A 21,678-nucleotide genomic window follows, 5' to 3' on the forward strand; every position below is an offset into this window, starting at 1 on the left:
CTTCCAGCTTCCGGCTTCCAGCTTCCAGCTCGCCCGTCAGGTGAGCCGTGATGCTGAATACCATTCTTCCGATTCTGATCTTCGCCGCCCTGGCGCTGGCTCTGCTCGGCGCCGGGCGGCGCATCCGCCTGTGGCGCCAGGGGCGGCCATCGCCTGTCCCGATTCTCAAGGGCCTGGCGGCCATGCCGCGCCGCTATCTGGTGGACCTGCACCATGTGGTAGGGCGCGACAGGGTGATGTCCAACACCCATGTGGCCACCGCCGGCGGCTTCGTCGCCGCGGCGGTGTTGTTGATCCTGGTCCACGGCCTGGGGCTGGGCTCTGGTCTGGCTGCCGGCGTGCTCGGTTGGGCACTGCTGGTGGCCAGCGCCACCATGTTCCTCGGCAGCCTGTTCGTCTATCGGCGCCGCCGCAACCCGCCGTCACGGCTCTCCAAGGGCCCGTGGATGCGCCTGCCCAAGAGCCTGATGGCCTTCTCTCTCGGCGTCTTCGCCATCACCCTGCCCACGGTGGGCATCCTGCCCGCCGACTTCGGGAGTTGGATACTGGTCCTGGTGCTGGCCGCCGTGGTGGTCTGGGGCCTGGCCGAGTTGGTCGTCGGCATGACCTGGGGCGGGCCCATGAAGCACGCCTTCGCCGGTGCCCTGCACCTGGCCTTCCATCGCCGTCCGGAGCGCTTTTCCACGAAGGCCGGCGGTGAGGGGCGTTCCACCGGCCTCAAGGCCCTGGACCTGGACGATCCCGAGGCGCCGCTAGGCGTCGAGACGCCCGCCGACTTCACCTGGAACCAGCTGCTCGGCTTCGATGCCTGCGTACAGTGTGGCCGCTGCGAGGCGGTTTGCCCGGCCTTCGCCGCCGGCCAGCCGCTCAATCCCAAGAAGCTGATCCAGGACATGGTGGTGGGCATGGCCGGGGGCAGTGACGCGGCCTATGCCGGCAGCCCCTATCCTTCACAAGAGCCTGGGGGAAAGCCCGTTGGTGAGCACTCACTTGAACGGTATGGTTCCCCCCATGGGCCCATCGTGGCTTCGCTTCACGAGCATGACGGCAAGGCCCTGGTGGACGCCGAGACCCTGTGGTCCTGCACCACCTGCCGGGCCTGTGTCGAGGAGTGCCCAATGATGATCGAGCACGTCGATGCCATCGTCGACATGCGTCGTTTCCTGACCCTCGAGCGTGGCCAGACCCCCAACAAGGCGCCCGAAGTGCTCGATAACCTGATCGCCACCGACAATCCCGGCGGCTTCGACCCCGGTGCCCGGATGCACTGGGCTACTGATCTGGAACTGCCATTGATGGCCGACCTCCAGCAGGTCGACGTCCTGCTCTGGCTCGGCGACGGGGCCTTCGACATGCGCAACCAGCGCACGCTCAGGGCGTTGGTGAAGGTCCTGCGTGCCGCTCGCGTGGATTTTGCCGTGCTCGGCAACGAGGAGCGCGACAGCGGCGACGTGGCCCGGCGCCTGGGCGACGAGGCCACCTTTCAGAGCCTGGCGCGGCGCAACATCGCCACCCTGGCGACATATCGTTTCCAGCAGATCCTGACCTGCGACCCTCACAGCTTTCACGTGCTGGGCAATGAGTACGGCGAACTGGGTGGCGTCTATGAAGTGCGTCACCACAGCACCTATATCGCCGAGCTTTACGAGGCGGGTCGCCTGGCCTTCCGGCCCTGGAAGGGCGGGCGCGTGACCTGGCACGACCCTTGCTATCTCGGCCGTTACAACGGCGAGTACGAGGCCCCGCGTCAGGTGCTCCGTGCACTGGGTATCGAGGTCGCCGAGATGGAACGCTCCGGCTTCCGTTCGCGCTGCTGCGGTGGCGGCGGTGGCGCGCCGATCACCGATATTCCCGGCAAGCGGCGGATCCCCGATATGCGTATGAACGATGTCCGCGAGACCGGAGCCGAGCTGGTGGCGGTGGGCTGCCCGCAATGCACCGCCATGCTGGAAGGCGTCGTCGATGCCGGTGCCGAGGTTCGCGATATCGCCGAGCTGGTCGCCGAGGCCCTGGTGGAACCCTCGACATCGGTAGCCACCGATGCGGTTGGCCACGATGCGCGGTCGACAAGACACCTGGCCGAGGAGGTCCCGCTATGAGTGAGTCCAACAGCGAGATGCTGCGTCGCGATCCCCGCCAGGCGTGGATCGCCCGAAACCGGCTGCATCCCCGGCACCTCGAGGTGCTGGCTGAACTGGGCACAGGGGGCGGCCAGGAGGCGGCCAGTGAATGGCTGGGGCCAAATGGCCTGATTCGCCGGAATCCGCGTACCGTGGGCTTTATCGGGCCCCATGGCGTAAAGCGCATCGACCGCAGTGGCGCCCAGCAGGGCGGCGAGGCTCCGGGGGGCACCCGCCAGGTGGTCAAGGATGATCGCCGCCTTGTCGAGATTCCCGAGCCCGCCTTTCTGGTCGCCGTGGTGCCGGACATGGCCGGCGGGCGCCTGACCTCCCACGACCGCGACCTGCTGGGGTTCGCCCGTCAGCTGGCCGATGCCGACCCGGATAGCCGGGGAGCAGTGCTGGCCGTGGTCTTCGGCGGGCACAAGGAGAATGGCGTCGGCGACGCGGGAATCGATCGGGTGCTGCATTTCGACGATGAGGCCTTTGCCGGCTTCTCCCCCGAGGCCCGGCTCGGCGCCCTGGCGGCGGTGGAGCAGGCCTGGACACCCAGGCACTGGCTGCTGCCGGACTCCCCGCTGGGCGGTGCCGACCTGGGCCGGCGGTTGGCGGCGCGGCTCGGCGAGCGACCGGCCACCGGCGTCTGGCAGCTGGAGGCCGACGCCGGGAGTCCGCTGGGCTGGTGCTGCACCGCCCGGGGCGCGGCGAACAGCCTGGATATCCGGCGGCCCTTGCCGCGCCTGGCCCTGATCCTGGCCGAGTGCGCCGAGCCGGTTAGCGAGACCCGCCACGCAGCCCGCCTTCTGGCCCTGCCCGAGGCTTTGCCGCCGCAGCTGGCGCGCCTCGAGGACCTCGGCCAGGTGGCAGTGGACCCGGCCGGGGTGGCGCTGTCCGAGGCCGAGTTCATCCTCTCCGCCGGCAACGGCGTGCGGGACTGGGAGGGCTTCCATCATGCTGCCGAGGTGCTGAGGGCGACCGAGGGGGCTTCCCGGGTGGCGGTGGACGACGGACACATGGCCCGCGACCGGCAAGTCGGCGCCACCGGCACCTGGGTTAGCGCCCGGGTCTATGTGGCCGTGGGCATCAGCGGGGCCATCCAGCACCTGCAGGGGATCCAGCGCTGCGACAAGGTGGTGGCCATCAACATGGATCCCGGCTGCGACATGATCAAGCGCGCCGACCTGGCGGTGATCGGCGACTCGGCCAGGGTGCTCGAGGCGCTGGTGGCCCTGGTGGAGCAGTCAAGGGAGGAGAAGCGTGATGCAGCCTGAGAAGGGTATGGCACCGAACCTGGCGATAACCGTGCTGGTCTCCGTCGGGCGTCACCCGCTGACCGGCCGCGGCAGGCAGGCCGATCAGGATGCCCGGGGCGTGGAACTGGCCCGCTCGATACCGCAGGCCGAGGTGAGCCTGCTGCATGCGGGCCCTCTGGGCGATGCCAGCGAGACGGCCCTGCGCGGCTATCTGGGGATGGGCTTCGAGTCCCTCTCGCTGCTCGAGCAGCCCGATGGGGCCGACGTGCTGCCGGCCCTGGCCGATACCCTGGGCCAGGCGGCGCCACAGCTGGTGATCACCGGTGAGCGAGCCGAGCAGGGCGAGGGCTCCGGCCTGCTGCCCTACCTGCTGGCCGAGCGGCTCGGCTGGCCGCTGGTCAGCGGCCTGGCGGCCGTGGAAGAGGTCGCGGAGGGCGTCGCCACCCTGCTGCAGGCCCTGCCCCGCGGACAGCGGCGGCGCCTGAGGGTCCGCCTGCCGGTCATCGTCACCGTGAACGCCGCCGCGCCGTCGCCGCGCCAGAGTGCCTATGGCCCGGCCCGGCGGGGTCAGTTGGTGCTAGAGGAGGCTCAGGTGGTCCACGACGAGGAACTGGCCAAGTGGCAGGTTCAGCCGGCTCGCAAGCGGCCAAAGCGCCTGAAGATCATCAAGGCGGCCTCGGCGCGGGATCGGTTCAAGGCCGCGGCGGCCAAGGCCGAGGGCGGGGGGGGACAGGTGCTTGCCGACGCCACGCCGGCAGAGGGGGCCGAGGCGATCCTCAGGCTGCTGCGCGAGGAGGGCGTCCTGACCCGCTGATCATGCGGTCGGCCAGACGACGACAGCCCCGGCACCTTGCCGGGGCTGTCGTCCGTGCGGGGCAGGCGAGAACGTCAGGGCGCGATGCGCTCGCTGGCGTCGGTGAAGCCCATCAGGGAGATGTCCAGGTCCATGCGATTGCCGCGCGGCCCGATCAGGCTGAGGGTCGCGCTGCTGCCGCTGCGCAGTCCCTGCAGCAGGGAGGGTTCAAGTGGCAGGTCGGCGCGGCAGCTCTGTTCCAGGCAGACCTGGTAGGGGAACTGGGCCGGCTCGCCGCCTCCCACGCTGAGCTGCAGGCCCGGGGCGAGACGCACGCCCAGCGGCAGCAGGAAGGTCATCGCCGGTCGGCCCTCGAGCTCGGGGGGATAGCCTACGATCACCCGCATCAAGGGATCGTTGCTGCCCGGATTGGTGACCAGTTGGCTCATGGTGCAGGCGCCCTGGCTCCCGGCGGGCGGGCAGATGACCTCCCAGTCCCGGAATTGCTCGGTCTCGACTTCAGCTCCCGGCGATGCCTGCTGGGCAACAGCCTGGGAGGCCAGGGCTATCAGCGACAGCAGGGCGGTCAGGCACAGGCGTCTTGCGAAACGGTTCGACATCGGTAGTTCCTCCTTGGCCTCGGGGGTCATGACGGGACATGGAGCACAACCATGCCTGTTCGTCGACGCGAGGTCGACCCCCGCCACCCGATGGCCGGCGCGAACATACCAGGAACGGGAGGAGAGGGCGATGTCCTGAATGCGACCATAGGTGGCCTGTCGGCCCCTGGGGGCGAGGCGATGTCTCGAGGAGGCATGCGGGTGCCTCTCTGGGACAAGTGGGCCGCCTCGCAGGCCTTAGGCTGGAGCAGCGGAAGCCTCCGCCACGCTACAACGCCGTCCGTTACAACAATATCGAGGAGCTAGCCATGAGTGCAGCCAACCGCGGAGTCGTCTACAAGGGCCCGGGCAACGTCGCCGTCGAATCCATCGCCTATCCGGAACTCGCCCTCGGCAACCGCAAGTGCGACCACGGCGTGATCCTGAAGGTCGTCACCACCAACATCTGCGGCAGCGACCAGCACATGGTGCGTGGCCGCACCACCGCGCCGTCCGGCCTGGTGCTGGGCCACGAGATCACCGGCCGGGTCATCGAAGCCGGCCGCGACGTCGAGTTCATCAAGCCCGGTGACCTGGTCTCGGTGCCGTTCAATATCGCCTGCGGTCGCTGCCGCAACTGCAAGGAGGGCCGGACCGGGATCTGCCTCAACGTCAATCCCGCACGCCCGGGGGCGGCCTACGGCTACGTCGACATGGGCGGCTGGGTCGGCGGCCAGACCGAGTACGTCATGGTGCCCTATGCGGACTTCAACCTCCTGAAGTTCCCGGACGCCGACCAGGCCATGGAGAAGATCCGTGACCTGACCCTGCTCTCCGACATCTTCCCCACCGGCTTCCACGGCTGCGTGACCGCGGGCGTCGGGCCGGGCAGCACCGTCTACATCGCCGGCGCGGGTCCGGTGGGCCTGGCGGCGGCGGTCTCCGCCCAGCTGCTCGGGGCCGCCTGTGTGATCGTCGGCGACATGATCGAGGAGCGCCTGGCCCAGGCGCGCAGCTTCGGTTGCGAAACCCTCGACCTGACCCAGGAGGGCGACATGGCCGACCGGATCGAGGCGATTCTCGGCGAGCGCGAGGTCGATGCCTTCGTCGACTGCGTCGGCTTCGAGGCCCATGCCTGTGGTTGCAACCATGGCAAGGAGGCCCCCGCCACCGTGCTCAACTCCGCCATGTCACTGACCCGGGCCGGCGGCCAGATCGGCATCCCCGGCCTCTACGTGACCGAGGACCCCGGCGCCACCGACGATGCCGCCAAGCATGGCGCGCTGAGCATGCAATTCGGCCTCGGCTGGGCCAAGTCGCATAGCTTCCACACCGGGCAGTGTCCGGTGATGAAGTACCACCGTCCGCTGATGCAGGCGATCCTGTTCGGCAAGGTGAATATCGCCGATGCGGTCAATGTCCAGATGATCACTCTGGACCAGGCGCCTCAGGGATACGCCGATTTCGATGGCGGTGCGGCGAAGAAATTCGTCATCGACCCCCACGGCAGCGTCGCCGCCTGATTACCTGTGACCTGCCCCGGCCCCAGGCCGGGCCATTCCCGAAACGGCTCCTGCATATCCGTCGGTTGCCTCCCGGACCAGCCGGGCATTGCCCCTGCCCGGGGCCGGTGCCAACATGCAGGATAGGCAAGTGCCAACCGATAACAACGAGCACGCCATGACCGTCGAGACCGTCACCCCCAAGCGCCGTTTCCGCAGCAGGCCCCGTGGCCGTGAGCTGCCCCCCGTCGCCCTCGCCTCGTTGCGTCAGCTGCTCGGCGACGAGCGCAGCGATCCGGGGCTGCGGCGCCGTGATTTGCTGATCGAGCACCTGCACGCTCTCCAGGACGCCCATGGCCATCTCTCGCTGGTGAACCTGCGGGCGCTGGCCGCCTACATGAACCTGCCCATGGCGGCGGTCTACGAGACGGCGACCTTCTACGCCCACTTCGACGTGGTGCATGACGACCAGTCGCCGCCGCCGGCGGTGACGGTGCGGGTCTGCGATTCACTCTCCTGCCAGCTGGCCGGCGCGGCGACGCTCAAGGCGCAACTGGCGGCCGGTGTCGACCCGCAGGCGGTGCGGGTGCTGCGCGCGCCCTGCATGGGGCGCTGCGAGACGGCACCGGTGGTGGAAGTGGGGCACCACCATGTGCTCTTCGCCACCGCCGAGGGCGTGGAGGCGGTGGTGGATACCGGCCACTTCCATCCCGAGGCGATCGTCTGGCAGCGCCTGGCGGACTATCGCGGCGAGGGCGGCCACGGGCTGCTCGCTGACTGCCGCGCGGGACGCATCACCGTCGAGGCACTGATGGCGATGCTCGAGACCGCCAACCTGCGCGGCCTGGGCGGCGCCGGCTTCCCCACCTTCAAGAAGTGGCGCTCCGTGCGCCAGGAGCGGGGGCCGCGCTACTGCGCGATCAATGCCGACGAGGGCGAGCCCGGCACCTTCAAGGACCGTTACTACCTGGAGCGCTCGCCGCACCGCTTCCTCGAGGGGGCCCTGGTCAGCGCCTGGGCGGTGGAGGCCTGCGCGCTCTATATCTACCTGCGTGACGAGTACCCCGGCCTGCACCGGGTGCTGCACGAGGCGATCGGCGAGCTCGAGGCCGCCGACCTGGTGCCGCCGGGCTATATCGTGCTGCGCCGCGGCGCCGGGGCCTACATCTGCGGCGAGGAGTCGGCGATGATCGAGTCGCTGGAGGGCAAGCCCGGCAAGCCGCGCCATCGCCCGCCCTTCGTCGCCCAGCAGGGCCTCTTCGGCCAGCCGACCCTGGTCAACAACGTCGAGACCGTCACCTGGATCCCGTTGATCTGGGAGAAGGGCGCCGACTGGTTCGCTGGCCAGGGTCGCCACGGCCGCCAGGGCCTGCGCAGCTTCTCGCTCTCCGGCCGGGTGCGGCGTCCTGGGGTCCACCTGGTGCCTGCCGGCATCACCTTGAACGAGCTGGTCGAGGAGCACGGCGGCGGCATGGCCCAGGGGCACCGGCTCGCCGGCTACCTGCCCGGCGGCGCCTCCGGGGGGATATTGCCGGCCAGCAAGGCGGACATTCCCCTCGATTTCGATACGCTTCAGGAACACGGCTGCTTTATCGGTTCGGCGGCGATCATCGTGCTCTCCGACCAGGACGACCTCAGGGCGGTGGCCACCAATCTGCTGGCCTTCTTCGCCGACGAATCCTGCGGTCAGTGCACGCCGTGCCGGGTGGGCACCGAGAAGATGCTGACCCTGCTCGAGCGCGACGAATGGCGCGTCGAGGAGCTCGAGCGCTTGTCCCGGGTGATGATGGACGCCTCCATCTGTGGCCTGGGCCAGGCGGCGCCCAATCCGGTGCTGGGGCTGCTCAAGGATTTCCGTGGCGAGCTCGCCGGCCAGAACGTGATCGTGAAAGGGTAGGGAGACTGACGATGGCACAAGAGACCTTTACCCTGACCCTGGATGGCGCCGAGGTCAGCGCCCGTCCCGGCGAGACCCTCTGGCAGGTGGCCAGGCGCGCCGGCGAGACCATCCCGCACCTCTGCTTCAAGGATGCCCCCGGCTACCGCAGCGACGGCAACTGCCGCGCCTGCATGGTGGAGATCGAGGGCGAGCGGGTGCTGGCGGCGAGCTGCCTGCGCGAGGCGACCCCCGCCATGGTGGTGAAGAGCGCCAGCTCCGAGCGGGCGCGAGTCTCCCGCGAGGGCGTCATGGAGCTGCTGATGGCCGACCAGCCCGAGCGCGATGACAGCCCCGACCGCTCGAGCCACTTCTGGGCCATGGCCGACCAGTTGGCCATCGACGCCAGCGCGGTGCGCGAATGGCTGCCGGCGCGTGCCGAGCGAGGCGCCCCCACGGTGCACCATGTCGCCGAACGCGACGCCGCGCTCCCCCATGCCCACGGCCATGACGCCAGCCATTCGGCGATGAACGTCAATCTCGATGCCTGCATCGCGTGCAACCTCTGCGTGCGCGCCTGCCGCGAGGTCCAGGGCAACGATGTCATCGGCCTGGCCCATCGCGGCGCCGCCGCCAAGATCGTCTTCGACTTCGACGACCCCATGGGCGCGAGCACCTGCGTGGCCTGCGGCGAGTGCGTCCAGGCCTGTCCCACCGGGGCGCTGATGCCGGCGACCCTGGTCGATGCCGCGGGGCACGGCGACTCGCAGGCGGCCGATCGCACCGTGGATTCGGTCTGCCCCTACTGCGGGGTGGGCTGTCAGCTCACCTACCATATTCAGGAGGGCCCCAGTGACCGCGAGGGGCACCGGGGGCAGGGCGAAGGGGAGGTCCGAGGACCAGGGACGGCCGAGGTAGCGTCCAGGGAAGGATCCACAGCGCCTCCCCGCAGTACTGTCGCCGGGTCAGCCCCGAGCGAAGGACGTATACTCTTCGTCGAGGGTCGAAATGGACCGTCCAACCAGGGCCGGCTGTGCGTCAAGGGCCGCTTCGGCTTCGACTACCCTTACCATCCCGCACGCCTCACTCGGCCGCTGATCCGCCGGCCGGGCGTGCCCAAGGGGCTCGATCCCGGCTTCGACCCCCTCGACCCGCTGACCCATTTCCGCGAGGCGAGCTGGGAGGAGGCGCTGGACCTCGCCGCCCGGAGACTCGGCGATCTCAAGGCGGCCCATGGTCCCGACGCCCTGGCCGGCTTCGGCAGCGCCAAGTGCTCCAACGAGGAGGCCTGGCTGTTCCAGAAGCTGGTGCGCACCGGCTTCGGCTCCAACCATGTCGACCACTGCACCCGGCTCTGTCACGCAAGCTCCGTGGCGGCGCTGATGGAGTGCATCGGCTCGGGGGGGGTGACCGCCTCCTTCATGCAGGCCCTCGAGGCCGAGGTGGTGATCCTCACCGGCTGCAACCCGGCGATCAATCACCCGGTGGCGGCCACCTACTTCAAGCAGGCGGCCAGAAACGGCACCAAGCTGATCATCCTCGACCCCCGTGGCCAGGCGCTGGACGCCTATGCCCACCGCAGCGTGCGCTTCACCCCCGGTGGCGACGTCTCGCTCTACAACGCCATGCTCAATGTCATCGTCAGCGAGGGGCTCTTTGATCAGGCCTATATCGATGCCCACACCGAGGGTTTCGAGGCGCTCAAGGCCCATGTGCAGGACCTGACCCCCGAGGCGATGTCGCCGGCCTGTGGCGTCGCCCCCGAACAGATCCGCGAGCTCGCCCGGCTCTATGCCAACGCCGACAAGGCGATGATCTTCTGGGGGATGGGCATCTCCCAGCACGTGCACGGTACCGACAATGCCCGCTGCCTGATCTCCCTGGCCCTGGCCTGTGGCCACACCGGCCGCCCCGGCACCGGCCTGCACCCGCTGCGCGGCCAGAACAACGTCCAGGGCGCCTCCGACGCCGGCCTGATCCCCATGGTGCTGCCCGACTACCAGCCGGTGAGCGACGCCCAGGTGCGTGCCGCCTTCGAGGAGCTGTGGAACACCCCGCTCGACGCCACGCCCGGGCTCACCGTGGTGGAGATCATGGATGCCATCGCGGCCGGGACCATCAAGGGGATGTACATCCTCGGCGAGAACCCGGCGATGTCCGACCCGGACCTCGACCATGCCCGGGCGGCCCTGGCCAGGCTCGAGCACCTGGTGGTGCAAGACCTGTTCGTCACCGAGACCGCCCAGTTCGCCGACGTCATCCTGCCGGCATCAAGCTGGCCGGAGAAGGACGGCACGGTGACCAACACCAATCGCCAGGTGCAGCTGGGCCGCGCCGCCGTGCCACTGCCCTTTGATGCCAGGCCCGACTGGTGGATCATCCAGCAGATCGCCAATCGGCTGGGCCTGGGCTGGGATTACACGCACCCGCGCGAGGTGTTCGCCGAGATGCAGCAGGGCATGGCCTCCCTCGACCATATCTCCTGGGCACGCTTGGAGCGCGAGAGCTCGGTCACCTACCCGTGCCCCGCCGCCGACGCCCCGGGTGCCGACGTGGTGTTCAGTGAGGCCTTCCCCACCGCTAGCGGGCGGGCGCGGTTCACCCCGACCCGTCCGCTGCCCCCGGACGAGCCCATCGATGGCGACTACCCGACGGTACTGATCACCGGGCGTCAGCTGGAGCACTGGCACACCGGCTCCATGACCCGCCGCTCCCGGGTGCTCGACGAGCTTGAGCCCGAGGCGGTGGCGAGCCTCGCCCCGGCCGAACTGCTGCGCCTGCGCATGGCGCCGGGCGAGCCGATTACCATCACCACCCGGCGGGGCGCCATCACCCTGAAGACGCGGGTCGATCCGCTGATGGCCGAGGGGATGGTGTTCGTGCCCTTCTGCTACGTGGAGGCGGCGGCCAACATCCTGACCAACCCGGCGCTCGACCCGTACGGCAAGATCCCGGAATTCAAGTATGCCGCATGCCACTTGGGTTATGCCGCATCGGCATTGGCGGAGGGCGACTGAGGTCCGTGAGGCTGGTATAAATTAGACTTCCGCTGGTGTATGCGCGTTGTGCATGACTTGCAACATTTTGCGCCAAGGGTGTCTAACCTAATTAGCAAGATATGATGTTGCATTCGCCTATTGAGGCGCATTTTCCGAAGCCAACGGAGGTCACATATATGATCCCACAGGACGTACTTAAGAAGGTCGGTATTCTTGGTATCGCATTTGGCTTGGTCCTTGGTCCACAGGCCTTTGCTGCCGATGAGCCAGCAGCAAAGGCCACGGATTCGGCGGCCAATCCCGTGGAAGAGGGTGATCTGGACGAAACCCTTAGGGATGGCGAAATGGTGAGTGAAGACAAGGTGCCTGACCGCGTCAAGTCCACGGATTCGGCGGCCAACCCGGTTGAAGAAGGTGATCTCGATGAGGCGGTAGGACCCAATGGTGAAACGCTGAGCGAAGATGAGGTGCCTGACCGGGTCAAGGCCACGGATTCGGCGGCCAACCCGGTGGACGATGAGTGAGATATTGCCGATTCATAGCACCTAGCATTGGCGGTTCACGCCAGTGAAAGCAAGACGCCCCCGAGATCGGGGGCGTCCTTTTTGTAAGTGCTTGTTCTTTGGAAGTACTTATCTATACCTGCTTCCTTGTAGGGTTTCGCGTAGAGTCGCAGCGGCTTGCCAAACCCTTGCTGGACCCGGCGAGCATGGCAAGCAAGCGGTCAGCCTTCCGCCAGCTTTAGGTGCGGGGCGGTATGGCCGAGGTTCTCCAGCAGGCTCTCGCTGTACCAGTCGATGAAGTCGATCACCCCGAACTCGAAGGTCTCCGAGTAGGGGCCGGGCTCATAACCCCGGGAGTTGATCCCGCGCTGGTTCTCTTCGGTCAGTCGGCGATCCTGTTCGTTGGTGGCGTCCCAGACGCGGCGCAGCTGGGTCGGATCGTAATCGACGCCCTCCACGGCGTCCTTGTGGACCAGCCACTTGGTGGTCACCACCGTCTGCTGGGGCCCCAGCGGCATCACCCGGAACACCACGGCATGATCACCCATGAAGTGGTTCCAGGAGTTGGGCAGGTGCAGGATGCGCAGGGCTCCGAGGTCGGCGCTGGGGAGGCGGCCCATCAATTTCCTGCATCCTGGTTTGCCGTCCAGGGTCATCGAGACGGTGCCTTCTAGCAGCGGGGTGCGGGTCAGGCGGTTGCGCTTGCCCAGTCGCCTCAGCTGCCAGGGCACGCCCATCTCTCCCCACTGCTGCTGCTTGTGCGCCACCAGCGCCTTGTAGGTCGGGGTGGCGCGGGGGTCGTCGCTGTCGTCGAACTCTTGCAGCGAGCTGAGCAGCTCCGGATGGGCCGCATTGCAGTGGTAGCACTCGCGGTTATTCTCGATCACCAGTTTCCAGTTGGCCTGCTCGATGATGCTGGATTCTACCGCCACCTTGACGTTGTCCATGTCGTAGGGGGCGAGGTAGTGCGCCAGGCTTTCGAGGAGCTCCTCGATGGCCGGGGGCTCATCGGCCAGGCTGACGAAGAGATAGCCGCCGGCGGTGCGCACGTTCACCGGCTTGAGTCCGTAGGCGGCGAGGTCGAAGTTCACCCCCATGTCGCTGCCCGCGAACAGCAGCCGGCCATCCAGCTCGTAGGTCCACTGGTGGTAGGGACAGACCAGCTTGGCGACCTTTCCCTTGTCGCTGACGCAGAGCCGGGAGCCGCGATGCCGGCAGACGTTGTGAAAGGCATGGATCCTGCCGTTATCGCCCCGCACGATGACTACCGGGTTGTCGCCCGCCTCCAGGGTCATGAAGTTGCCCTTGGCGGGAATCTCGCAGGTCATCCCGGCAAACAGCCACTCCTTCTCGAAGATTTCCTGCATGTCCAGGCGGAACAGCCGTTCGTCGTTGTAGAAGGGTTGGGGTAGCGAGAAGTGATGCTGGCGGTGGGTCAGCATCTCGGCCGTTGCCTCGCGGGCCGGTGCCAAAGGATCATCCAGACGAGCGGGAGACATAGGGTCCATTGCGATACATCCTCTTGCTGGGCCGTTTTGGCGGCCTCGCGGTTGTTCGGGAAAAAAGGAACCGATGGTGGCCGCTCACGGCCGTTGGCAGTGGCGGATTGTAGCGAGTGTGGATCAGCGGCTTCGAGTCCAGTTGTCTCGTCGCGACTCGCGATGATGCAGTAGCGACGCGGACCACAAGATAAAGTTGCCGGTCAGGAGGTCATGGGCATGTCCGTGTCGCTGACAGGCAAGTCGAGTGGCGCCAGGCTGCGCAGAATTCGCTCAACGGCAGGCGGGGCACCGCGGTCGGAGACCTTCATGCTGCAGCCCGGGCGATACGACAATGACAATGAGCTTCCTCAATCCCGTCACCACCCAGACCTGGACCAACGGCCGTCACCTGGTGCGCTGCGTCAAGGTGATCCAGGAAACCTGGGATACCTGCACCTTCTGCTTCATGGCCGAACAGCCCGTCATGTTCTTCTTCAAGCCGGGACAATTCGTGACCCTGGAACTGCAGATCGACGGTCAGCAGGTCATGCGCTCCTACACCATCTCCAGCTCGCCGTCCGTGCCCTACAGCTTCTCGATCACCGTCAAGCGCATTCCGGGCGGGGTGGTGTCCAACTGGCTGCACGACAATCTGGGGGTGAACGACGAGCTGGCGGTGCATGGGCCGGTCGGCAACTTCAATGTCATCGACTACCCTGCCGACAAGGTGCTGATGCTCTCCGGTGGTGTCGGTATCACGCCCCTTATGTCGATGGCACGCTGGTTCTTCGACACCAACGCGGCCGTGGACCTGCAGTTCGTGCATAGCGCGCGTACGCCGCGCGATATCATCTTTCACCGGGAACTCGAGCATATCTTCTCGCGGATTCCCGAGTTCACGCTGCATATCGTGTGCGAGCGAAGCGACGAGCTGGGGGAAGCCTGGTCCGGATTCCGTGGCTACCTTGGCCAGCCGATGCTCGAGCTGATGGCGCCGGACTTCATGGATCGAGAAATCTTCTGCTGCGGTCCCCCCCCCCTACATGAATGCCGTCAAGACGCTGCTGCGTAAGAACGGCTTCGATATGAGTCACTACCACGAGGAGTCCTTCGATGCCACGCCGCTGGATATCCAGGAGGCGGTGATCGAAAACGTCGAGCAGGCGGAAGCCGAGGCCGAGGAGTTCGATGTCGCCGAAATGATCAGCGTCGAGTTCAGCACGACCGGCAAGAGTGTGCGCATACAGCCGGGTGAGACAGTGCACTCAGCGGCGGCCAAGTTGGGGCTGCATATTCCCAAGGCCTGTGGCATGGGGATCTGCGGGACCTGCCGGGTACCCCTCAGCGCTGGTCAGGTCGACATGGAGCACAACGGTGGCATCACCGACGAGGATGTGGCCGAGGGCTATATCCTCTCCTGCTGCAGCAAGCCGCTGGGCAACGTGGTGGTGGAATATTGACCGCTCCGCGCCGTATCGGCGCGAACTGCGGCGGCGCTTCACGTCCATTCCACGCGCCTGTCTCGCGCAATGACGGCGGTGTCGTTTCCAGGATACCGCGAGTTTCTCTTTATCTTAACGTTGCGAAGCCAACCACCAGGGTGATGCCATGAACGCCAACAACCTTACAACAACCGACCCGCAGATCGCCGCCGCCATCGCCGACGAGGTGGCACGCCAGGAAGCCCATATCGAGCTGATCGCCTCGGAGAACTACGCGAGCCCCCAGGTCATGGAGGCCCAGGGCACCCAGCTGACCAACAAGTACGCCGAGGGCTATCCCGGCAAGCGCTACTACGGTGGCTGCGAGCATGTCGATGTGGTCGAGCAGCTGGCTATCGAGCGGGCCTGCGCGCTGTTCGGCGCCGACTATGCCAACGTCCAGCCCCACTCCGGTGCCCAGGCCAACGCGGCGGCCTTCATGGCGCTGGTCAAGCCGGGTGACACCGTGCTGGGCATGAGCCTGGCCCACGGCGGCCACCTGACCCATGGGGCGGCGCCCAACTTCTCCGGCAAGTACTACCACGCCGTGCAGTACGGCCTGAACCCGGAGACCGGCGAGATCGACTATGAAGAGGTCGAGCGCCTGGCGCAGAGCCACAAGCCGAAGATGATCATTGCCGGCTTCTCGGCCTACTCCCGGGTGGTCAACTGGCGCCGCTTCCGCGACATCGCCGACGAGGTCGGGGCCTGGTTACTGGTCGACATGGCCCATGTCGCCGGCCTGGTGGCCGCCGGCCACTATCCGAGCCCGCTGCCTCACGCCCACGTGGTGACGACTACCACTCACAAGACCCTGCGCGGTCCCCGCGGCGGCCTGATCCTCTCCGCCAGCGGCGACGAGGCCCTCTACAAGAAGCTCAATGGTGCGGTCTTCCCGGGCCAGCAGGGCGGCCCGCTGATGCATGTGATCGCCGCCAAGGCGGTGGCCTTCAAGGAGGCCATGAGCCAGGACTTCGTGCGCTACCAGGCCCAGGTCATCGACAACGCCCGGTGCATGGCGAATGTCGTCGTCGAACGCGGCTTCGACGTGGTCTCCGGCGGTACCGACGACCATCTCTTCCTGGTCTCGCTGATCCGCCAGGGGGTGACCGGCAAGGCGGCGGATGCCGCTCTGGGGCGTGCCCACATCACCGTCAACAAGAACGCCGTGCCCCATGATCCCCAGAGTCCCTTTGTGACCTCCGGGCTGCGTATCGGTACCCCGGCGGTGACGACGCGAGGCTTCCGCGAGGCGGACTGCGAGGCGCTGGCCGGCTGGATCTGCGACATCCTCGACGTGCTGGCCGAGCAGGCCGACACGACCGCCATCGAGGACGAGGTGCGCGGCAAGGTGGCCGAGCTCTGTGCGCGCCATCCCGTTTATGCCGCCGTGTCGGCCCCGCAGATGTCCGAGTCTGCCACGTCCATCGCGTAAGCCCGTTCCCGTCGGCCTGGCCGGCGGGGCCATGGAGGAGACCCCTATGCAACGTTATTCAGGCTTCGCGCTAGTCAAGCACGCGTTGAGCCATCACGAGAACTGGGAGCGCCAGTGGCGCAATCCCGAGCCCAAGAAGGCGTATGACGTGATCATCGTCGGCGGTGGCGGCCATGGCCTGGCCACAGCCTATTATCTGGCCAAGGAGTTCGGCGTCCGCAATATCGCCGTGATCGAGAAGGGCTGGCTGGGCGGCGGTAATACGGCGCGCAATACGACTATCGTGCGTTCCAACTATCTGTGGGACGAGGCGGCGGCGCTCTACGAGCACTCCATGAAGCTGTGGGAAGGGCTCTCCCAGGACCTCAACTACAACGTCATGTTCTCCCAGCGCGGCGTGCTCAACCTGGGCCACACCCTGCAGGACATGCGCGATATCCAGCGCCGGGTCAATGCCAACCGCCTCAACGGCATCGACGGTGAAGTGCTCGACGCCAAGGGTGTCCAGGCGCGGGTGCCGATCATGGACTGCTCGAAGAACGCCCGCTATCCGATCCTCGGCGCCTCCTGGCAGCCGCGGGCCGGCGTGGCCCGCCACGACGCCGTGGCCTGGGGCTTCGCCCGGGGCGCCGACGCCCATGGCGTGGACATCCTCCAGCAGACCGAGGTCACCGGCTTCAAGGTCCGTGACGGCCGCGTCTACGGGGTGCATACCAACCGCGGCGACATCGAGGCCAAGACCGTGGGCTGCGTGGCGGCCGGCAACTCCGGCGTGCTGGCCAAGATGGCCGGCTTCAAGCTGCCGCTGGAGTCCCACCCGCTGCAGGCGCTGGTCTCCGAGCCGCTCAAGCCGGTACTGGATACCGTGGTGATGTCCAACCACGTGCACGGCTACATCAGCCAGACCGACAAGGGCGACCTGGTGATCGGGGCCGGCATCGATGGTTACAACGGCTATGGGCAGCGAGGCAGTTACCCGACCGTGGAGCACACCCTGCAGGCCATCGTCGAGATGTTCCCGATCTTCTCCCGGGTACGCATGAACCGCCAGTGGGGCGGCATCGTCGACACCTGCCCGGACGCCTGCCCGATCATCTCGAAGACTCCGGTGAAGGGACTCTACTTCAACTGCGGCTGGGGCACCGGCGGCTTCAAGGCCACCCCGGGATCGGGGCAGGTGTTCGCGGCCAGCCTCGCCAGGGGCGAGATGCATCCCATCGCCGCACCGTTCTCCATCGATCGCTTCCATTCCGGGGCGCTGATCGACGAGCACGGTGCCGCTGGCGTCGCCCACTGAGGAGATCACCATGTTCCATATCCATTGCCCCTACTGCGGCGAACACCGCGAGGAAGAAGAGTTTCATGCCAAGGGCCAGGCGCACCTCCAGCGTCCCGCCGACCCGGAGGCCTGCAGCGACGAGGAATGGGGCGACTACCTGTTCTTCCGTGACAACCCCCGCGGTATCCACCATGAGCTCTGGGTGCATGCCGTGGGCTGCCGCAAGTTCTTCAATATCACGCGCAATACGGTGACCTACGAGATCCTGGAGACCTATCGGATCGGCGAGCAGCCGTCGTTCACCGCCGAATATCCCGACGGTCGGCGCCCCCAGGATGCAACGCGGGAAGCGCAAGCACCGCTCAAGGCAGGAGTCCACGCATGAGCCAACCCCATCGTCTCGGCCAGGGCGGGCGCATCGACCGCTCCTGCAAGCTGGGCTTCATCTTCAATGGTAAGCGCTATCAGGGTCATGCCGGCGACACTCTGGCCTCGGCGTTGCTGGCCAACGGCGTCGACATCGTCAACCGCAGCTTCAAGTACTCGCGGCCGCGAGGCATCGTCGCCGCCGGCGCCGAGGAGCCCAATGCGCTGGTCCAGCTGGGTAGCATCGAAGCGGCACAGGTGCCCAACGTGCGGGCCACCCAACAGGCGCTCTTCGATGGGCTGCAGGCATGCAGCACCAACGGCTGGCCCAATGTACAGCGCGATATGATGAGCCTGGTCGGCAAGCTGGGCGGCACCTTCATGCCGCCGGGGTTCTACTACAAGACCTTCATGGCCCCGGCCTCCCTGTGGATGACCTACGAGAAGATCATCCGCAAGGGCGCGGGGTTGGGTCGTAGCCCCATGGAGCGCGACCCGGACAGCTACGATCATCTGCACCAGCACTGTGACGTGCTGGTGGTCGGTGCCGGCCCGGCGGGGCTGGCCGCGGCCCTGGCCGCGGCGCGCAGTGGTGTTCGGGTGATCCTCTGCGACGAGCAGGAGGAGATGGGCGGCTCGCTGCTCGACAGTCACGAGACCCTCGATGGCCGGCCCGCCGGTGCCTGGGTCGCCGAGGCGCTCAAGGTGCTGGGCGAGAGGGACAATGTCACCCTGCTGCCGCGGACCACGGCCAATGGCTATCACGACCACCATTTCGTCACGCTGCACGAGCGGCGCACCGAGCATCTCGGCGAGACCGCCCCACGCAAGGGAGGGTGGCGCCAGGTGCGTTCGCGCCTGCACCGCGTGCGAGCCGGCCGGGTGATCCTCGCCACCGGGGCCCACGAGCGCCCGCTGGTCTACGCCAACAACGACGTGCCGGGCAACCTGGTGGCCGGCGCCGTCTCCACCTATATCCGCCGCTACGGCGTGGTGCCGGGCCGGAAGTTGGTGCTCTCTACCAGCAACGACCATGCCTACCGTGCCGCACTGGACTGGGCGGAGAGCGGCCGCGAGGTGGTGGCCATCGTCGATGCCCGGGCCGAGCCCGACGGTGAGCTGGTCGAGCAGGCCCGCGCCAAGGGCATCCGCATCATCACCGGAAGTGCGGTGATCGAGGCCAGGGGCGATGCCCGGGTCAGCGCGGCGCGGGTGGCGCGCGTCGACCTGGAGGCATTTCGTGTCACCGGGGAGATGGAGACACTGGCCTGCGACACCATTGGCAGCTCCGGTGGTTACAGCCCGGTGATCCACCTGGCGTCGCACACCGGCGCGCGGCCTACCTGGCGTGACGATCTCCTGGGCTTCGTGCCCGGTCTGGTGAAGGGGGTGAGCGCCGCCGGCGGGGCCATGGGCACCTACCCAACCGGCGAGGTGCTGGAGGAGGGTGCCCGGGCAGGGCATGAGGCCGCAGCGGAGCTCGGTTTCCCGGAGGGCGCCGTGGCCCTTCCACGGGTCGCGACACGCCGCGACGGCGCGGCGATGGCGCTGTATCAGGTCCCCCACGTAAAGCCGACCCTGCGCGCGCCCAAGCAGTTCGTCGACCTGCAGAACGACGTCACCGCGGCGGCCGTCGAGCTGGCGACCCGCGAGGGCTTCGAATCCATCGAGCACGTCAAGCGCTACACCGCCATGGGCTTCGGCACCGACCAGGGCAAGCTCGGCAATATCAACGGCATGGCCATCGCCGCCCGCTGCCTGGGCAAGTCGATCCCCGAGGTGGGCACCACGGTGTTCCGCCCCAACTACACGCCGGTGACCTTCGGCGCCATCGTCGGGCGCCACTGCCGCGAGCTGTTCGAGCCCGAGCGTCATACCGCCCTGCATCCGTGGCACGTAGCGCACGGCGCCGAGTTCGAGGACGTCGGCCAGTGGAAGCGCCCCTGGTACTTTCCACAAGAACGCCGCGGCGAGGTCGGCAGCGAACGCGAGAGTATGGCGGAGGCGGTGGCGCGGGAGTGCCGTGCGGTGCGCGAGGCCGTCGGCATCCTCGACGCCTCCACGCTCGGCAAGATCGACATCCAAGGGCCGGATGCCCGCGAGTTTCTCGGGCGGGTCTACACCAACAAGTGGGCTCAGCTGGCGCCCGGGCGCGTACGCTACGGGCTGATGTGCAAGGACGATGGCATGGTCTTCGATGACGGCACCACCAGCTGCCTGGCCGATAATCACTTCCTGATGACCACTACCACCGGCGGAGCGGCCGGCGTGCTGGAGTGGCTGGAACTGTGGCACCAGACCGAGTGGCCGGAACTGCAGGTCACTTTCACCTCGGTGACCGACCACTGGGCGACCATGACCGTCACCGGCCCCGAGGCCCGCAGGCTGCTGGCCGAGATCACCGACATGGACCTGGACCGCGACAGCTTCAAGTTCATGGATTGGCGCGAGGGCGTGGTGGCCGGCGTCCCGGCACGGGTGTTCCGCATCTCCTTTACCGGTGAGCTCGCCTACGAGATCAACGTCCAGGCCAACTATGCCATGCACGTCTGGGAGGCGCTGTTTGCCAATGGCGACCGCTACGGCCTGACGCCTTACGGAACCGAGACCATGCACGTGCTGCGGGCCGAGAAGGGCTTCATCATCACCGGCCAGGAGACTGACGGCTCGGTGACCCCGGAGGATCTGGGTATGCAATGGTGCGTAGGGTATGACAAGCCGTGTTCCTGGATCGGCAAGCGGGCTCTGTCTCGCCCCGACACCAAGCGCCCCGACCGCAAGCAGCTGGTGGGCCTGAAACCCAGGGACCCCAAGGTGGTGCTGGAGGAGGGCGCCCAGATCGTCTTCGACCCGAACCACTCTATCCCCATGCCCATGGCGGGCCATGTGACCTCCAGCTACTACAGCCCGACCCTGGACAGCGGTTTCGCCCTCGCCGTGGTCAAGGGCGGCCAGCAGAAGATGGGCGAGACCGTCTATCTGCCCATGGCCGACGGCCAGGTCCATGAGGCCGACATCGTCAGCCCGATCTTCGTCGATCCCAAGGGAGAGCGCCAGAATGTCTGATCCCGTCATCGCCAACGTCAGGACCTTCGATACCCGTACCGAGGCCAAGATCCCGGTGAAATCGCCGCTGGCCTATGCCTATCGTCGCACGGGGGCCCCGGCCCCCACTGGCGAGAGCCGCGTGGTGCTGCGCGAGCGGCCCTTCCTCGGTCACCTGGTCCTGCGTGGCGGGGCCATCGTCCTCGATGAGGCGGTCCGCGCGGTGCTCGGTGTCCCGCTGCCCGGTGAGCCCCAGGGGCTCACCCGCGATGCGGCGGGCGAGCGTTCGATCCAGTGGCTCTCCCCCGACGAGTGGCTGCTGATCGTGCCCGGCGGCGAGGAGGCCGCGCTGGAGAATCGGCTGCGCGAGGCGCTGGGCGACGCTCACTTCGCCATCAGCAACGTCAGCGGCGGACAGACCCTGGTCGAGCTCGAGGGCGAGTCCGCCCGGGAGCTGTTGATGAAGTCGGTGGTCTACGATGTTCACCCCAGTCACTTCCCGGTCGGCAAGGGCGTTACCACGGTCTTCGCCAAGGCCACGGTGATCCTGCGTCGCCCCGATGAGCAGTGCTGGGAGCTGGTGGTGCGCCGCAGCTTCGCCGACTACACCTATCGCTGGTTGCTGGATGCCGGCGAGGAGTTCTGCCTCGGCGTCGAGCGCTGATCCCGGGCTTTTCCCTCACATGCGTTTCCAGGCCGGGGCCCGCCCCGGCCTGCTTCGTCAGGAGTCATCCCATGAGCCCCATGAATCGTAGTGTCGATATGAGTGACGATACATGGATCCTCACGGCCCAGTGTCCCAGCCGGTTGGGCACCGTGGACGTGATCACCCGCTTCCTCAAGGAGAACCGCTGCTACATCACCGAGCAGCAGTCCTTCGACGACCGCCACGCCGAAAGCTTCTTGCATGCAAGACGCACCGTGATCTTCGAGCGATAGCCGTTCT

General features: G+C 67.2%; 14 protein-coding genes and 2 pseudogenes. 14 read left to right on the forward strand and 2 right to left on the reverse strand.

What is annotated here, in order from left to right; translation table 11 throughout:
* Positions 1-50: 50 nt before the first annotated feature.
* The 3 genes from OP497_RS04565 to OP497_RS04575 are packed head-to-tail and all read left to right on the forward strand — an operon-like array spanning position 51 to position 4,187.
* A complete protein-coding gene (locus OP497_RS04565) occupies positions 51-2,099 on the forward strand; it encodes a (Fe-S)-binding protein (protein WP_280546835.1) in 2,049 nt (682 codons plus the stop codon).
* Positions 2,096-3,391 carry an electron transfer flavoprotein subunit alpha/FixB family protein gene (locus OP497_RS04570; protein WP_280546836.1) on the forward strand — a complete coding sequence of 432 codons (1,296 nt, stop codon included), beginning with the start codon at positions 2,096-2,098 and terminating at the stop codon, positions 3,389-3,391. The genes OP497_RS04565 and OP497_RS04570 overlap by 4 nt, the downstream gene beginning before the upstream one ends.
* On the forward strand, positions 3,381-4,187 hold the full coding sequence (locus tag OP497_RS04575) for an electron transfer flavoprotein subunit beta (protein ID WP_280546837.1): 807 nt from the start codon (positions 3,381-3,383) through the stop codon (positions 4,185-4,187). Before OP497_RS04570 ends, OP497_RS04575 begins: the two co-directional genes overlap by 11 nt.
* Positions 4,188-4,261: 74 nt before the next feature.
* Here the strand turns inward: OP497_RS04575 and OP497_RS04580 are convergent, their stop codons facing one another.
* Positions 4,262-4,786 carry an invasion associated locus B family protein gene (locus OP497_RS04580; RefSeq protein WP_280546838.1) on the reverse strand — a complete coding sequence of 175 codons (525 nt, stop codon included), beginning with the start codon at positions 4,784-4,786 and terminating at the stop codon, positions 4,262-4,264.
* 308 nt (positions 4,787-5,094) lie between these two features.
* On the opposite strand from OP497_RS04580, the gene fdhA reads away from it, so the two are divergent.
* From fdhA to OP497_RS04600, 4 genes are all read left to right on the forward strand, one after another.
* Positions 5,095-6,288, forward strand: coding sequence for a formaldehyde dehydrogenase, glutathione-independent (gene fdhA, locus OP497_RS04585; protein WP_280546839.1), 1,194 nt, complete (start codon positions 5,095-5,097; stop codon positions 6,286-6,288).
* Positions 6,289-6,418: 130 nt separating this feature from the next.
* Entirely contained in the window at positions 6,419-8,164 is a 1,746-nt protein-coding gene (locus tag OP497_RS04590; RefSeq protein WP_280546840.1) for an NADH-ubiquinone oxidoreductase-F iron-sulfur binding region domain-containing protein, read from the forward strand.
* An 11-nt stretch (positions 8,165-8,175) separates the two neighbouring features.
* A complete protein-coding gene (locus tag OP497_RS04595) occupies positions 8,176-11,160 on the forward strand; it encodes a molybdopterin-dependent oxidoreductase (RefSeq protein ID WP_280546841.1) in 2,985 nt (994 codons plus the stop codon).
* Positions 11,161-11,318: 158 nt separating this feature from the next.
* On the forward strand, positions 11,319-11,666 hold the full coding sequence (locus tag OP497_RS04600) for a hypothetical protein (RefSeq protein ID WP_280546843.1): 348 nt from the start codon (positions 11,319-11,321) through the stop codon (positions 11,664-11,666).
* A 200-nt stretch (positions 11,667-11,866) separates the two neighbouring features.
* Here the strand turns inward: OP497_RS04600 and OP497_RS04605 are convergent, their stop codons facing one another.
* On the reverse strand, positions 11,867-13,153 hold the full coding sequence (locus tag OP497_RS04605) for an aromatic ring-hydroxylating dioxygenase subunit alpha (RefSeq protein ID WP_280546844.1): 1,287 nt from the start codon (positions 13,151-13,153) through the stop codon (positions 11,867-11,869).
* Positions 13,154-13,478: 325 nt separating this feature from the next.
* On the opposite strand from OP497_RS04605, the pseudogene OP497_RS04610 reads away from it, so the two are divergent.
* The 7 genes and pseudogenes from OP497_RS04610 to OP497_RS04640 all read left to right on the forward strand — a co-directional run.
* Positions 13,479-14,586: pseudogene (locus OP497_RS04610) on the forward strand (hybrid-cluster NAD(P)-dependent oxidoreductase).
* Between the two features lie 148 nt (positions 14,587-14,734).
* Positions 14,735-16,042 (forward strand): serine hydroxymethyltransferase, encoded by a 1,308-nt coding sequence (glyA, locus tag OP497_RS04615; protein WP_280546846.1) that lies wholly within the window; start codon positions 14,735-14,737, stop codon positions 16,040-16,042.
* Positions 16,043-16,088: 46 nt separating this feature from the next.
* Positions 16,089-17,339, forward strand: coding sequence for a sarcosine oxidase subunit beta family protein (locus OP497_RS04620; RefSeq protein WP_280546847.1), 1,251 nt, complete (start codon positions 16,089-16,091; stop codon positions 17,337-17,339).
* A 10-nt stretch (positions 17,340-17,349) separates the two neighbouring features.
* Positions 17,350-17,706, forward strand: a complete 357-nt coding sequence (locus tag OP497_RS04625; protein WP_280546849.1) for a sarcosine oxidase subunit delta — start codon at positions 17,350-17,352, stop codon at positions 17,704-17,706.
* Complete coding sequence (locus tag OP497_RS04630) at positions 17,703-20,753, forward strand: sarcosine oxidase subunit alpha family protein (protein ID WP_280546851.1); 3,051 nt, start codon at positions 17,703-17,705, stop codon at positions 20,751-20,753. Before OP497_RS04625 ends, OP497_RS04630 begins: the two co-directional genes overlap by 4 nt.
* Entirely contained in the window at positions 20,746-21,396 is a 651-nt protein-coding gene (soxG, locus tag OP497_RS04635) for a sarcosine oxidase subunit gamma family protein (RefSeq protein ID WP_280546853.1), read from the forward strand. The genes OP497_RS04630 and soxG overlap by 8 nt, the downstream gene beginning before the upstream one ends.
* An 80-nt stretch (positions 21,397-21,476) precedes the next feature.
* Positions 21,477-21,620 (forward strand): annotated as a pseudogene (locus tag OP497_RS04640) (formyltetrahydrofolate deformylase); the annotation flags it as partial.
* Positions 21,621-21,678: the final 58 nt, after the last annotated feature.

This window comes from Halomonas sp. 11-S5 (genome assembly GCF_029889825.1).
Classification (GTDB): Bacteria; Pseudomonadota; Gammaproteobacteria; order Pseudomonadales; family Halomonadaceae; genus Halomonas.